General features: G+C 64.2%; 13 protein-coding genes and 1 pseudogene. 4 read left to right on the forward strand and 10 right to left on the reverse strand.

Annotation, left to right across the window (positions count from 1 at the left end; all coding sequences use genetic code 11):
* The 3 genes and pseudogenes from ACLBXN_RS03465 to ACLBXN_RS03475 all read right to left on the reverse strand — a co-directional run.
* Positions 1-932, reverse strand: a pseudogene (locus ACLBXN_RS03465) (ATP-binding protein); the annotation flags it as partial.
* 5 nt (positions 933-937) lie between these two features.
* On the reverse strand, positions 938-1,609 hold the full coding sequence (locus ACLBXN_RS03470) for a response regulator transcription factor (RefSeq protein ID WP_003057704.1): 672 nt from the start codon (positions 1,607-1,609) through the stop codon (positions 938-940).
* A 27-nt stretch (positions 1,610-1,636) separates the two neighbouring features.
* A complete protein-coding gene (locus ACLBXN_RS03475; protein ID WP_003057703.1) occupies positions 1,637-1,945 on the reverse strand; it encodes a PepSY domain-containing protein in 309 nt (102 codons plus the stop codon).
* 281 nt (positions 1,946-2,226) lie between these two features.
* On the opposite strand from ACLBXN_RS03475, the gene ACLBXN_RS03480 reads away from it, so the two are divergent.
* Together ACLBXN_RS03480 and ACLBXN_RS03485 are read left to right on the forward strand one after the other, a co-directional pair.
* Positions 2,227-2,607 (forward strand): PepSY domain-containing protein, encoded by a 381-nt coding sequence (locus tag ACLBXN_RS03480; RefSeq protein WP_043004308.1) that lies wholly within the window; start codon positions 2,227-2,229, stop codon positions 2,605-2,607.
* A 276-nt stretch (positions 2,608-2,883) separates the two neighbouring features.
* Positions 2,884-3,489, forward strand: coding sequence for an outer membrane lipoprotein (locus ACLBXN_RS03485; protein WP_043004358.1), 606 nt, complete (start codon positions 2,884-2,886; stop codon positions 3,487-3,489).
* A gap of 193 nt (positions 3,490-3,682) precedes the next feature.
* Here the strand turns inward: ACLBXN_RS03485 and ACLBXN_RS03490 are convergent, their stop codons facing one another.
* A complete protein-coding gene (locus tag ACLBXN_RS03490) occupies positions 3,683-4,204 on the reverse strand; it encodes an FKBP-type peptidyl-prolyl cis-trans isomerase (RefSeq protein ID WP_003076357.1) in 522 nt (173 codons plus the stop codon).
* Between the two features lie 235 nt (positions 4,205-4,439).
* On the opposite strand from ACLBXN_RS03490, the gene ACLBXN_RS03495 reads away from it, so the two are divergent.
* Entirely contained in the window at positions 4,440-5,231 is a 792-nt protein-coding gene (locus tag ACLBXN_RS03495; RefSeq protein ID WP_447611144.1) for a DUF2076 domain-containing protein, read from the forward strand.
* Between the two features lie 276 nt (positions 5,232-5,507).
* Here ACLBXN_RS03495 and ACLBXN_RS03500 read toward each other — a convergent pair whose 3' ends face one another.
* From ACLBXN_RS03500 to ACLBXN_RS03525, 6 genes are all read right to left on the reverse strand, one after another.
* Entirely contained in the window at positions 5,508-6,959 is a 1,452-nt protein-coding gene (locus ACLBXN_RS03500; RefSeq protein WP_447611145.1) for an aldehyde dehydrogenase, read from the reverse strand.
* Between the two features lie 22 nt (positions 6,960-6,981).
* Positions 6,982-7,695, reverse strand: a complete 714-nt coding sequence (locus ACLBXN_RS03505; protein ID WP_447611146.1) for an ABC transporter ATP-binding protein — start codon at positions 7,693-7,695, stop codon at positions 6,982-6,984.
* Positions 7,688-8,458 (reverse strand): ABC transporter ATP-binding protein, encoded by a 771-nt coding sequence (locus tag ACLBXN_RS03510; protein ID WP_447611147.1) that lies wholly within the window; start codon positions 8,456-8,458, stop codon positions 7,688-7,690. Before ACLBXN_RS03510 ends, ACLBXN_RS03505 begins: the two co-directional genes overlap by 8 nt.
* Positions 8,455-9,405: a branched-chain amino acid ABC transporter permease gene (locus ACLBXN_RS03515; protein ID WP_447611148.1), complete on the reverse strand. Its 951-nt coding sequence runs from the start codon at positions 9,403-9,405 to the stop codon at positions 8,455-8,457. Before ACLBXN_RS03515 ends, ACLBXN_RS03510 begins: the two co-directional genes overlap by 4 nt.
* On the reverse strand, positions 9,402-10,277 hold the full coding sequence (locus ACLBXN_RS03520; protein WP_043004316.1) for a branched-chain amino acid ABC transporter permease: 876 nt from the start codon (positions 10,275-10,277) through the stop codon (positions 9,402-9,404). Before ACLBXN_RS03520 ends, ACLBXN_RS03515 begins: the two co-directional genes overlap by 4 nt.
* 221 nt (positions 10,278-10,498) lie before the next feature.
* Positions 10,499-11,722, reverse strand: a complete 1,224-nt coding sequence (locus ACLBXN_RS03525; RefSeq protein WP_447611150.1) for an amino acid ABC transporter substrate-binding protein — start codon at positions 11,720-11,722, stop codon at positions 10,499-10,501.
* Positions 11,723-11,938: 216 nt separating this feature from the next.
* Between ACLBXN_RS03525 and ACLBXN_RS03530 the strand changes: the two genes are divergently transcribed.
* Positions 11,939-12,919, forward strand: coding sequence for an AraC family transcriptional regulator (locus ACLBXN_RS03530; RefSeq protein ID WP_343676466.1), 981 nt, complete (start codon positions 11,939-11,941; stop codon positions 12,917-12,919).
* Positions 12,920-13,115: the final 196 nt, after the last annotated feature.

Below are 13,115 nucleotides of genomic sequence, written 5' to 3' on the forward strand. Positions count from 1 at the left end.
GTCGCCAGCGGGCTGTCCTGCTGCGCTGCCGCGTTGCCCATGATGCTCAGCGGGGTGTTGACCGCATGGGCCAGATTGCCCGCCTGGGTGCGGGCCCGCTCCACCATCTCGGCATTCATGCGCAGCACATGGTTGAACTCCTGAACCAGGGGCATGATCTCGGCCGGGTGCTCGCCCCGGATTTCCGGAGCTTCCCCCTGGCTCACGGCGGCCAGCTGACGGCGCAAAGCGGCCAGCGGAGCCAGCGCCAGCTGCAGCTGCACGACCACGGCGGCGATCAGCCCCGCTGCCAGCATGCACAGCGCGGCCACCAGCATCTTGGTGAAGCGCTGCAGCGGCGTGGCCAGCATGGCCGAGTCGGCAGCAATCATCAGGCGCAGCGGCGGGGCATCGGCCTCGGGCAGCTGTACGGTACGCGTCACGATCACCAGGGTGTTGCCATTGCCGTCCGACATATGGCCATAGCTTGCCGGTGCATGCAGGGGCAGGGTGGGCTCCCAGACCTTGTCGGCCTGGAAGAAGGGCCAGTCCAGGGTCTGGTCCCAGAGCGAGCGCGAACGCTGGATGCCGGCCTGAACCGTCTGTTTGCCGGCCGCATCGAGCAGGTCCACCTGCCAGTACATGCCCGATAGCGGCTGCTGCAGCAAGGGGTCGCCGGAGAAGGGCGAGACCGTGACCGGGACGGCCTGGTCGGGCTGGTAGTTGACGGCGCCGCTGAGCCGGTCGAGCTTGGCCACCAGCTGGCTGCGCAGCTGCTGGGTGAGATGCTCGGCAAACAGCGTGCGCAGACCCCAGCCCGTGAGCAGCAGTGCTGCCAGCACCCAGATCAGGGCACCCGCCAGCAGTCGCAGGCGCAGCGAGTTCTTCCAGGAGCCCGCGCTCAGCGGTGGCGGCTGCTGGGTCATGGGGGAGTTCAGGGTGTGCTCGGACATAGGCTTTATTCTTGGTTGGATGGCGCGACCAGGCGATAGCCCAGGCCGCGCACGGTTTCGATCGAGCCAGCGGGCAGCTTTTTTCGCAGGCGCCCGACAAAGACCTCGATGGTGTTGGAGTCGCGGTCGCTGTCCTGCGGGTAGATATGTTCGGACAGCTCGGTGCGCGAGACCACGGCGCCCATGCGCTGCATCAGCAGGGCCAGCACCTTGAATTCATGGCTGGTCAGCGTCAGTGCCTGACCTTCGACGGTGACACGGGCCTGGCGCGAATCCAGGGTGATGGCCCCGCATTGCCACAGCGCGCTGGCATGCGGGCTAAGGCGCCGCAGCAACGCCCGCAGACGCGCCAGCAGCTCTTCCATGTGGAAGGGTTTGGCCAGATAGTCATCGGCTCCGGCATCCATGCCTGCGACTTTTTCATGCCAGGCGGCTCTGGCGGTGAGGATCAGCACCGGCATGGAGCGGCCCTGAGCGCGCCAGGCGCGCAGCACGCTCAGCCCGTCGCGCACCGGCAGGCCCAGGTCCAGCACCGCAGCGTCGAAGCTCTCCACCTCGCCCAGGTATTGCGCCGTCTCGCCATCGGCGGCCGTCTCCACGGTGTGGCCGGCCTGCAGCAGGGCCTGATGCAGCTGCTCGCGCAGCGTGGGTTCGTCTTCAATCAGCAAAATTCGCATGCTCTGCAGCCTTCCTGAGTGCCGGGGTCACTTCTTGCGCTTCATGCTGATGAGGCTGCCGTTGCTGGCATCGATCTCCAGCTTGACCACCTTGCCATCGCTTTGCAGCAGCCGGATCTCGTAGACAAAGCGGCCGTCCTCACGGTCGAACTCCACCTTGATGACCTGGCCCTGGTATTGCTGCTCGACCTGGTCCAGAACAGTGCGCAGCGGCAGCACCTGACCCTGGCGCAGGGCCTGACGGGCAAGCTCGTGGTCGTTGTCACCGGCATCCGAGGTGGCGGGCCACAGGCTCAGCGCGGCAAAGCCTGCCGTTGCCAGCAGCATGGCCAGCACGGCATGAAGGGCGCGCCGGCGTGGGCGGTGCGCAGATTGCGGGTCATTGGAGGCATTGGAAAAAGACATGGCGAGCGGGCAGGAGTGGTTGGTGATGAGGTCTGGTTGCGTTCTGCAGCCAAGGTTATAGGCCTGCATCGATGAACGAAAGCTGAATGCCGGCTTCAGAAACGGTTCAGGAGGGAATGCGAACAATCGGCCGCAACCCGCAACAGCGCAGCTCTCGCCCGGCGGGCCGTCTTTTTGTCCCCATCGTTCACCAACCTACTGCAGGAGTTTCCATGTCTCGTCTTCAAGCCCCCGTCTTTGCCATGTCCGCTCGCGTCTTGTCGCTGTACCGGTCCATGCAGCGCCGCAGCGGCATCGCCTTGCTGGGGGGCGCTGCGCTGCTGTCCGCAGGCACCTGCCTGGCCGCGGAGAACTCCCTGGCGGATCGTGCCTCGGCCTCGGTGGCCGCCGTGCGCGGCATGGCGCTCGGGCCGACCCTGTCCATCCGCGATGTCTGCGACCGGCTGGAGAAGGCCGGCTATCGCGAATTCCAGGAGGTGGAGTGGGACGACGGCCTCTACAAGGTCAAGGCCACGGCCAGCGACGGGCGCTTTGTGAAGCTCTATGTCGACGGCCGCAGCGGCGAAGTGCTGCGCGTACGCAGCAAAGGTTGATATTGCTATCTGTTTGATAGCTTTTAGCGTTTCGTGATGGCGGTTTCAAATGATATTTGCATCGAAAACGAGTGCTGCAAAGGGCAAAGTGCTATGGTTTGAAGAGTTGTAAACGGCTGCGCTTTACTCAAAGTATTGTGAGCAAATGTGAAACCTGTCGTCCTGGCGAGCCGGTGCTGCGTTGCAATGGGAAGGCAGACCGTGCAAGGTTTGCAGAGCAACTCATAACAGGGACTGCGGCGCATGGAATGTGCATGCGCCAATCAGGAGATTTCCATGCAAATCAATCAACGCTGGGGCCGGTTGGCCATGGTGAGCGCAATCGTTGCGGCTCTGTCGGCCTGCGCGGCCTATCCTCAAGGCGGCTATCAAAACAGCGGCTACCAGGGCGGCTACTCCCAAGGTGCCTATTCTGGCTCGGGCTACCCCGGCAGCACCCAGGCCTATCCCGTGGGCAACAACCAGGCCCAGACCTATCCCGCCAATAACTGCGGCTACAACAATCCCAACTGCTATTCGCAGCAGCCTCAGCAATACGCCCAGCAGGGCCGTGTGATGAATATCGAGACCGTGCGCGTGCAGGACGGCAGCGGTGTGGGTGCGGGCGGCGCGATTGCCGGCGGCGTGATCGGCGGCGTGCTGGGCAACCAGGTGGGCAAGGGCTCTGGCCGCACGCTGGCCACGATTGCCGGTGTGGTGGGCGGCGCATTGGCCGGCAACGCCGTGCAGAACAGTGTGGGCGGCGGCAGCGTGCGCGATATCTACCGCGTCACCGTGCAGCTGCAGGACGGCAGCGTGCGCGCTCTGGACTACCAGCAGCCTCCGCAGCTGAGCATCGGCGAATACGTGCGCGTGGAAGGCAACCAGATCTTCCGCCGCTGAGCACTCAGGCGCGAATGACAAAGGGACTCCTCGGAGTCCCTTTTTATTTCTTTGCCTGCATCGATGAGTGATGCTTGAACCTGTGGCGCAGCGCAACTCAGTGACAGCAAGCAAGAGCCCAGGCGCCCCCTGCCGCCTCGCAGCGAAGCTGACGTCCCCCTGAGGGGGAAGGCGCAAAGCGCCTCAGGGAGTGTCAGTGAAGTGTTTCATTGCCCGGGGCCATGGGCTCGATACGGAAAAAGCCCGTACCGGCCGTGCCGCGGCCGATTTCTTCCTCGGTGGCCTCGCGCACGGCTTCGATCTTGAGGTGCAGGCGGATGGCGATTCCGGCCAGCGGGTGGTTGCCGTCCAGCACTACATGCTCGGGATAGATTTCCGTGACCGTGTAGAGCAGGTCGGCAGGCACGGGGTTGGTGCCCTTGGGCATCGCGCTGCTCTCGAAGCTCATGCCTTCCTCGATCTCTTCGGGGAACAGCTCGCGCTTTTCCAGGAAGATCAGGCTCTCGTCATAGTCGCCGAATGCCTCTTCGGGCTCCAGGTGCAGGTCCAGTGTGGTGCCTACGCCGTGGCCTTGCAGAGCCTCTTCGATGCGCTTGAACAGGTCATCGCCGCCGACGAGAAATTCCACGGGCTCGTCCAGCACGTCCAGCTCCTCGCCCAGGGTGTCTTTCAGTGTCCAGGTCAGGGCGACCACGCATTGTTGGGTAACTTCCATGGTGTGTGTATGCAGTTGGTGGGCCGCGGGCCAGTCCCGCAGCCGAAATTGAAACGCCGCCACGACCGTGGCGCAATGGCAGGCATTGTCCCATGCGCTGCTCGCAACTGCAGCACAGGCCTTTTGTTACACCCTGCAAAAAGCACTTGCACGGCCTTCACATTGGCGCTCTTGCAGGCCTGCATACTGACCCCATCTCTGCTGCAAGTAATTTGCGGGCTTTAAGGAAGGCACCATGACCCCTCAGGAACAACAACTGCTGCAAGACCTGTGCGCCAGGCTGACGCTGACCCAGGGCCAGCCCAAGGACGCGCAGGCCGATGCCGAGCTGCGCCGTGGATTGAGCACCGCGCCCGATGCGGTCTACTGGCTGGCCCAGCGCACCTTGATGCTGGAGCAAGCCATTCAGCAGGCCCAGCAGCAGATCGGCGAACTCGAGCAGCAGGTGAAACAGGCCCAGCAAAGCCAGAGCCAGGGCGCAGGCAGCTTTCTCTCGGGTGGCCTGGGCACGCACTTCGGCCGCGCTCCCGAGCGCCATGCCGAGGATGGTGGCTACGCTGCCAATGCCCAGCCTCCCTATCAACCCCAGTATCAGCCTCAGTACCAGCCGCAGAACCAGCAGCAAGCGGCGCCTCAGTCTTCCAGCTGGCGCGACCGTTTCTTTGGCGGCGGCTCTGCGCCCCGTGCTGCAGCGCCGCAGGCCTACGGCCAGCCAGCTGCCGCGACCGGCAGCAGCTTCCTGGGCAATGCCGCAGCGGCCGCCGCCGGTGTGGCGGGCGGCATGTTTCTGTTCAACGGGCTGGAGAATCTGATGGGCGGCCATCACGCCGGCTCGGGCAGCCAGGGCGGCGGCAGCGAAAGCAAGTCGCTGGCGCAGGACAGCAGCAGCCAGGGCCTACATGGCGACAGCGGCAATACCTCGAGCCTGGCCAACGATGCGGGCCTTGGCAGCATAGATAACTCAGCCAGCTTTGACAGCGGCAGTTGGGATGATGGCGGCGGCTTCTTTGACGATGACTTTGCCTGATTACATGCTTTGAGATTTCTGAGGCTCAAGCCCTTTTCCATCAAGCGCTAGCAGCTATGGATTAGATAGTGAGAAGGAAAAAAGAAAGCCACCTGGCGTTTTCAAATCAGGTGGCTTTTTTAATTTCAGTAGCGATGGGCGCGAGCTTTAACTAGGGCGCGACCTAAGTGTGGGACAGCAAGCAAGCGCCGCCGCGCAGCAAAGCTGTCGTCCCCCTCCGCGAAGCAGAGAGGGGGAAGCGGCGGGGCCGCCCAGGCAAAGCCGCTCAGGGGGTCTTTAGAACGGATAGTGGCGTTCTGCGGTCTGCATGGTCACCCAGCGGGTTTCGGTAAAGGCATTGATGCCCTGCTGGCCGCCGAAATGGCCATAGCCCGATGCCTTGACGCCGCCAAAAGGCATCTGGGCTTCGTCATGCACCGTGGGGCCGTTGATATGGCAGATGCCGGCCTCGATGCGCGCAGCCACACGCCAGCCGCGGGCCGTGTCCCGGGTGAAGACTGCGGAGGACAGACCGAACTCGTTGTCATTGGCCGTGGCAATCGCTTCTTCCTCGCCGTTCACGCGCACGATGCCCTTGACCGGGCCGAAGGTCTCCTCGTGGAAGATTCGCATCGCGGGCGTCACATGGTCGATCAGCGTGGCGGGCATCAGCGTGTTCTCGGCCTTGCCGCCGCAGACGATTTTTGCGCCCTTGGCCAGCGCGTCATCGATCATGGCATTGCAGCGCTCCACCGTGGCCAGATCGACCACCGAGCCCAGCACCACGGGGCCCTTGCGCGGGTCACCCAGCGGCAGGCTGCTGGCCTTGGCGGCAAACTTGGCGATGAACTCGTCGGCCACCTTGTTATCCACCACGAAGCGCTCGGTGGACATGCAGATCTGGCCCGAGTTGGCAAACGCGCCAAAGGTGGCGGCGCTCACGGCCGCATCGATATCGGCATCGTCCAGCACCAGGAAGGGGGCCTTGCCGCCGAGCTCCAGCAGCGCGGGTTTGAGATGTCTTGCGCAGGTCTGGCCGATGATGCGGCCCACCTTGGTGGAGCCGGTAAAGCTCACGCGGCGCACGGCCGGGTGGGCCACGATGGCTTCGACCACGCTGCCCGCATCGGCGGGCGCATTGGTCACAAAGTTCACCACGCCGGCGGGCAGGCCGGCGTCCTGCAGCGCCTCGATGATCAGGCCGTGGGTGGCGGGGCAGAGTTCCGAGCCTTTGAGGATCACTGTGTTGCCGCAGGCCAGGGCCGTGGAGATGCTGCGCACGGCCAGAATCACGGGGGCATTCCAGGGCGCGATACCGAGCACCACGCCGGCCGGCTGGCGCACGGCCATGGCCACGCTGCCGGGCACGTCGGAGGGAATGATCTCGCCATTGATCTGCGTGGTCAGCGAAGCCGCTTCCAGCAGCATGCTGGCGGCCAGATGCACGTTGAAGCCGGCCCAGATGCCCGAGGCGCCGGTCTCGGCAGCCATGGCCGCGGCAATCGCTTCGCCCTTGGCTTCCAGCGCCTGCGAGGCCTTCATCAGCATGGCGCGGCGGGCGTTCGGCCCCAGTTGCGACCAGGCGGGGAAGGCTGCTGCCGCTGCATCGCAGGCGCGGATTGCATCCTCGGCCGTGGCTGCCGGCGCGCGTGTGGCCACGCTGCCATCCAGTGGGTTCCTGCGTTCAAAGGTCGCGCCATTGCCGGCTGCGCATTCCTGGCCGGCTATCAGCATTTTTTGTTCGATCATTTTTGGGTCTCCTTTTCAGTGTTCAGTGTTCACCGCCTAAATAAGCGCGGCGCACGGCGGGGCTGCTGCTGAGTTCTGCAGCCGAGCCTTCGCCCACGATGCGCCCGGTTTCCAGCAAGTAACCACGGTCGGCAATAGCCAGGCTCTGGCGCGCGTTCTGTTCCACCAGCAGCACGCCCATGCCCAGTGTCTTGATGCGCGCCAGGGCTGCGAACAGCTCTTTGCACATCAGCGGCGACAGGCCCAGCGAAGGCTCGTCCAGCAACAGGATATCGGGCTGGCTCATCAATGCGCGGCCCACGGCCACCATCTGCTGTTCGCCGCCGCTCATGGTGCGCACGGCCTGGGCCAGGCGATCACGCAGCTTGGGAAAGAGGGCGAAGACCTGCTCCAGATTCCGGGCCTCATTGGCGCGTGCGCGCCGGGGCTGGGCTCCCAGCAGCAGGTTTTCCTTGACGCTGAGATCGCCGAACACGCCGCGCCCCTCGGGCACCAGGGCCAGGCCCGACTGCACGATGGCATGCGGCGGCAGCTGCATCAGCTCCTGAGCGGCCAGTTGCGCGCTGGCCCCGGTCTGCGGCGTGACCATGCCGCCCAGCGCCTTGAGCAGGCTGGACTTGCCCGCTCCGTTGGCGCCCAGCATGACGACCAGCTCGCCGGGCCTGACCTGGAGGCTGACCTGGTGCAGCGCCTCATGCTTGCCGTAGCTCACCGAGATATTGCGCACTTCAAGCATGGCTGGCCTCCGCTGACCGGTCTTCATCTGCACTCACTTCTTCCCCCAGATAGGCACGCACCACCTCGGGCTCTTTGAGCACCTGGGCCGTGGGGCCGTCGGCTATTTTCGTGCCCGCGTTCATCACCACGCAGCGGCTGCACAGCGCGTGTACGGCGTCCATCACATGTTCGACCATGAGAATCGTCAGCCCCGTGGCCTGCAGCTGCCGGATCAGTGCAATGCCCTGCTGCAGCTCCGTGGGGTTGAGTCCGGCCAGCCATTCGTCGAGCAGCAGGATCTGCGGCTCCAGCGCCAGCGCGCGGGCCAGCTCCAGACGCTTCTGGTTGATATAGGTGAGGTCGCCTGCAGGAGTATTCGCAAATTCGGCCAGACCCACCTGATTGAGCAGTTGCAGGGCACGCGCAGCAGCAGGTTTGCCAAATAGTGGTCGGGGCTTGAAGGCCATGCCGGCAATGACGTTGTCGGTGCAGCTCATGGAGCCCAGCACCTTGACCAGCTGGAAGGTGCGTGCCACGCCCAGGCGGGCGATCTGGTGGCTTTTGAGCTGGTGGATGGGCTTGCCGTTGAATACGATCTCGCCGCCGTTGACGGGCAGGGCGCCCGAGATCAGATTCATGGCCGTGGTCTTGCCCGAGCCATTGGGGCCGAGCAGCCCCACGACCTCGCCTGGGTAGACGTCAAAGCTCAGTTCGTTGACGGCCACCAGGCCGCCAAAGCGCCTGGTGGCGCCGCGCACGGAAAGCAGGGTGGGGGTCTTCATGGCTGGTCTCCCTTGCTGGCCGCATTCCTGCCCAGCAGCCTGGCCAGCACGCCAGACAGACCCTGGGGAATGAAGTAGACGATCACGATGAACACCAGGCCCAGCAGAATCGAGAAATGGTTGGGGAAGTTGGCACCCAGGTACTCGAACAGCAGCACCAGCGGGACGGCCCCCAGAATCGGCCCGAACAGCGCGCCGGCACCGCCGAGCAAGGCCATGATCAGCGTCTGGAACGAGACGGCGGGAGCAAAGGCAATGCTGGGGTCGATATAGGTCCAGCGCGGAGCCATGATGGCGCCCGTGACGGTGATGAACACGGCACTGACGGCGAACAGCAGCAGCTTGGCCGTGGTGGTGTTGATGCCCACATGGGTGGCCACGGTCTCGTCCTCGCCGATAACACGCAGGGCCAGACCCAGGCGCGAGCGGTTGATGAGGGCGCGCAGCGCCAGCACCAGGGCCAGCATGGCCAGCAACTGCCAGTAGATATCGAGCTGGGTGATCTCCACGAACACATAGCGGCCCAGATCCTTGGTGATGTTGACTTCACACCAGGTGACGAGCTGCTTGACCAGCTCGGCCAGGCCGAAGCTAAAGATCACAAAGTACACGCCCGACAGCCGCAGCGTGGACAGCCCCACGATCAAGGCCATGACCAGGCCCACGCCGGCCGCAATGCCCAGCACGGCGGCCCAGGGCAGGGACTCGCCGAACACGGCGGTGACATAGGCGCCCATGCCGAAGAAGGCGACGGTGGCCAGCGAGATATAGCGCGTCGGTCCCGAGAACAGCGCCCAGGCGGTGGCCAGCACGCAGTACATCAGGATGCTGATCATGAGCGAGAGGTAGTACTCGTCCGTCAGCCAGCGCGGCAGCAGTGCCAGGCCCAGCAGGGCGGCGGCGCTGACAGCCCAGATCAGGATTTCCTTGCGATGGTTCGGATTCATCGTGCGGCCCTCCCGAACAACCCTGTGGGCTTGAACAGCAGCACCAGCAGGAACACCGCGTAATTGACGGCCAGCGTCAGGCCGGGGTCGACAAAGGAGGCGACCAGCGTCTCGGCAAAGCCCAGCAGCATGCCGGCGACCAGGCAACCCATGAGATTGCCCACTCCGCCCATGATGACGACGATCAGCGCCTTCATGGCAAACATGGTGCCCATGCCGGCCGAGAAGGGCAGAAACATGCTGACCAGCACGCCGCAGACCGCCACCAGCGCACCGCCCAGACCGTAGGCCAGTGCCGCCGTGCTGCGCACATTGATGCCGACCAGATGTGCGAACTGCGGTGCCACGGACACCGCGCGCACCACGGCGCCGGCGCGGGTGCGCGTCAGCAGCAGGTACAGGCCGCCGCCCAGCACGATCGCAAAGCCCAGCACCAGCAGACGGTTGGCCGCGACCTTGCTGCCCAGGATCTCCACGGGTTCGGACAGATAGCTGTAGCTGTGATAGTCGCCGCCGAACATCACCAGCATGACGCCCTGCACGACGAACAGCATGCCGAAGGTGGCCAGAATTGAATCCACCTCCAGCGCCGGCCCGCCCTTGGCGCGGCGCACCAGTGGGGTCAGCAGCAACTGATAGATCAGCCACTGGATGGCAAAGCCCAGCGGCACCACCAGCAGCACCAGAAGCAGCGGTGAAATACCCCAGCTGCTCACCGCAAAAAAGGCCAGAAAGGCCGGCGCAATCAGAAACTCCCCATACGAGAGATTCATGATGCGCGCCACGCCGTACTGCAGCGTCAGCCCCATGGCCACCAGGCCGTAGAGCCCGCCCAGCATGGCGCCAGCGAGAAGGATGTCTATTAAATTCATAGCGTATACCGCTGGTGATTCATTGTTCTTGTTATGAAATCAATGCAAAGTGCTTTTAGGTAATGCGCTAGCAGCTCTTGTTTTGATAGTTCTTGCGGAGCTGGGCACACTCGTGACCATGGGGTATCAGAGATGCCGAGCAAGAGCCGCCTCGCGGCGATGGCATCGTCCCCCTCCCGTAGCGCGAAGCGCGTAGAGAGAGGGGGAAGGCGCGCAGCGCCTCAGGGGGTGCTTCTAGGGATCACCGCAGGTTTGACACCCGCCCGGTTGGTCGGCGCAATCGCATTGAACTCGCCGTTCTGCCACTGGCCCACATGCCAGAGCTTGGTCAGCATCTGGCCTTCAAGCTTGACGGGGCCGAGTACGGTCTCGAAGCTGCCGCTCTTGAGCTCCTGGGTTACGGCGGCGCGATCGATCTTGCCCGCGCGCTCGATGGCCTGCTGCAGCATCTGCAGCGAGGTGTAGACGATGGGGCTGGCAAAGCGGTCCGATTCCTGGCCGGTCACCTCCTTGAAGCGCTTCAGATAGGCCTGCATCTGCGGGTTGCCGGCATCGATGCCGCCCGGCGCCATCACGCCTTCGGCCGCTGCGCCGAACTTGCCCTTGAACATGGGGAATTGCGTGCCCACGCCGGTGAACAGCACCTTGGGAGCCAGGCCCAGCGTTCTGGCCTGCTCGTTGATCAGCATGGTGTCGGGCGGGTAGGAGTAGGCCACGAAGGTGTCGGCACCCTTGCCCTTGGCCTCGTTGATGATGGGCGTCATGTCCTGCGTGCCGATCGGATAGCTCTTGTCGTAGACCAGCTCGAAGCCATGCTGCTTGGCGGCCTTGCGCGTGGCATTGGCCAGCTCGACGCCAAAGCCGTCGGCGATGTTAATCATGGCGATCTTGTTGTTGATCTTGCCGTCCTTCTTGGCCTTTTCCAGCATGGCGACCAGGCCCTCGGCATATTCGCCGCCCGTGCCCAGGAAGAAGAAGGCATGTTTCCAGCGCTTGGCCAGATCGGGGGCCTTGTCGGTCACCGAGGTGGCGGCCAGCAGCGGGTATTTGTGCTTTTCGTAGGTCGGCCCCACAGCCAGATTGGAGCCCGTGCCCCAGGGCGGCAGCACGAAGTCGACCTTGTCCTGGGTGATCAGGCGCTCGGTGGCGCGCACGGCCTCCTCGGTGCTGGAGCGGTCGTCGTATTCGATGACCTCGATGGGCACGCGCTTGTTATAGGCCTTGAGCATGATGCCGCCGGCGTCGTTGATCTCCTTGACCCAGAGCTTGTAGTTGGGCGCCGTGGTCACGGAGGTTCCGCCCGCGTTGACGCCCGTCTTGGCAATTGCCCAGCCGATGCGGATGGACTTGGGCGCTTCCTGGGCCAGTGCCGTGCCGCACAGGCCCGCCAGTGCGGTGGCCGCGACCAGGCTCTTGAGAACAAAACGCTTGTCGGCGAATGTCATGCTTGTCTCCTTTTTGATGGACGGGTGTCCGGGTTCTTCGGCCATCGTAGGAAAGTGCGGCGACAGGTGTTTGTCTGGGCGTGCATTGCGTCTTGTCTGAGCATGCAAGTGTCTGTGGGTAAACACTGATTTCCCTGCGAGGCGCCGGTTTTGCCCGGACCCGGGTCCGGGTCGCTATGGATAATGAAGCATCCTGGTACTTCTTCAGGAGCCCAGATGCGGCCAGACATTCCTGCCAACCAAGTGATCGAGAAGATGACCGAGATGCAAGGTGCTCAAGCCGTGGGCGCCTGGCAGCACTGGATGTCCACGCTCTATGGACTGGAGAGTGATGTCTATGGCGACCAGCATTTCTCGGCGCGGCTGGGCACCTTCGAGCTGGGGCCGGTGGGCATGACCCGGATCGAGGCCAGCCGCCATCGCGTGCGACGCACTTCGGCCAGCATGGCACGCCACAGCACCGACTTTCTCAAGATCGTGGCCCCCTGGCATGGCGAGGCCCGCGTCTGCCAGAACGGGCGCGAAGCCGTGGCGCGCAGCGGCCAGTGGCTGATCTATGACACCACGCAGGAGTACGAGGTGCTCAACCCCGAGTGGTGCGAGCATCTGATCATCACCTTGCCCAAAAGCCGCTTTGAAGACCATGGCCGCGCCATCGATGCCCTCATGGGGCGCTATGTGGGCGGCAGCGAAGGCGTGTCCCGCATTGCGCTGGACATGATGCGCGGTACTTTTGCCGAATGCCGGGCCATGGGCCAGGGCCTGGCCCAGCATGTGACGGATTCGCTGCTGCAGCTGATCCAGCTGTCCCTGCTTGACGCCTGTGGCCGTGCGGCCTCGCTGAGCGCCAGCGAGCTGCTGCTGGGCCGCATCAAGGCCTATGTGCGCCAGCACCTGCGCGATCCGGCCCTGAGCGTGGATGCCGTGGCCGCAGCGCTCAACTGCAGCAAGCGGCATCTGTATAACGCCTTTGCCGATGAGCGGCTGTCCATCAGCCAGCATATCTGGGCCGAGCGCGTGGCCCTGTTCCAGCGCGAACTGCTCAGTCCTGCCAATCGCCACTGCACCTTGACGGAGCTGGCGCTGGCCAGTGGCTTTGCCAGCGGCGCGCATCTGAGCCGCCTGTTCAAGCAGCACACGGGGCAGACGCCTGCGCAGTTCAGGGCCGGCGTGCAGGCATCGAGTCTGTTGAATTGAGCGCCGAGCTGGCCTCGGGCTCAATCAGCCACGGCGCTGACTGCCAGTGATGAAACAGCAAGCCGCAAGCCGCAAAGCCGCCCGGCGCTTTCCTGTCAGGCGGTGTTCATGGCCGACGCAAGGTGCAAGCTCGGCCACCGAGGTTTCGGGCACAGAGACACAGGCACGGCTGCCGGGCTGTGCCTGCCGTTCCATC

This window comes from Comamonas sp. C24C (assembly GCF_053345995.1).

What these genes read in the sequence shown, in the direction of transcription:
- ACLBXN_RS03470 (WP_003057704.1), bottom strand. Translation starts at nt 1,609, where the DNA reads ATGCGAATTTTGCTGATTGAAGACGAACCCACGCTGCGCGAGCAGCTG.
- ACLBXN_RS03490 (WP_003076357.1), bottom strand. Translation starts at nt 4,204, where the DNA reads ATGGAAGTTACCCAACAATGCGTGGTCGCCCTGACCTGGACACTGAAA.
- ACLBXN_RS03525 (WP_447611150.1), bottom strand. Translation starts at nt 11,722, where the DNA reads ATGACATTCGCCGACAAGCGTTTTGTTCTCAAGAGCCTGGTCGCGGCC.
- ACLBXN_RS03520 (WP_043004316.1), bottom strand. Translation starts at nt 10,277, where the DNA reads ATGAATTTAATAGACATCCTTCTCGCTGGCGCCATGCTGGGCGGGCTC.
- ACLBXN_RS03480 (WP_043004308.1), top strand. Translation starts at nt 2,227, where the DNA reads ATGTCTCGTCTTCAAGCCCCCGTCTTTGCCATGTCCGCTCGCGTCTTG.
- ACLBXN_RS03500 (WP_447611145.1), bottom strand. Translation starts at nt 6,959, where the DNA reads ATGATCGAACAAAAAATGCTGATAGCCGGCCAGGAATGCGCAGCCGGC.
- ACLBXN_RS03530 (WP_343676466.1), top strand. Translation starts at nt 11,939, where the DNA reads ATGCGGCCAGACATTCCTGCCAACCAAGTGATCGAGAAGATGACCGAG.
- ACLBXN_RS03510 (WP_447611147.1), bottom strand. Translation starts at nt 8,458, where the DNA reads ATGAAGACCCCCACCCTGCTTTCCGTGCGCGGCGCCACCAGGCGCTTT.
- ACLBXN_RS03505 (WP_447611146.1), bottom strand. Translation starts at nt 7,695, where the DNA reads ATGCTTGAAGTGCGCAATATCTCGGTGAGCTACGGCAAGCATGAGGCG.
- ACLBXN_RS03495 (WP_447611144.1), top strand. Translation starts at nt 4,440, where the DNA reads ATGACCCCTCAGGAACAACAACTGCTGCAAGACCTGTGCGCCAGGCTG.
- ACLBXN_RS03515 (WP_447611148.1), bottom strand. Translation starts at nt 9,405, where the DNA reads ATGAATCCGAACCATCGCAAGGAAATCCTGATCTGGGCTGTCAGCGCC.
- ACLBXN_RS03485 (WP_043004358.1), top strand. Translation starts at nt 2,884, where the DNA reads ATGCAAATCAATCAACGCTGGGGCCGGTTGGCCATGGTGAGCGCAATC.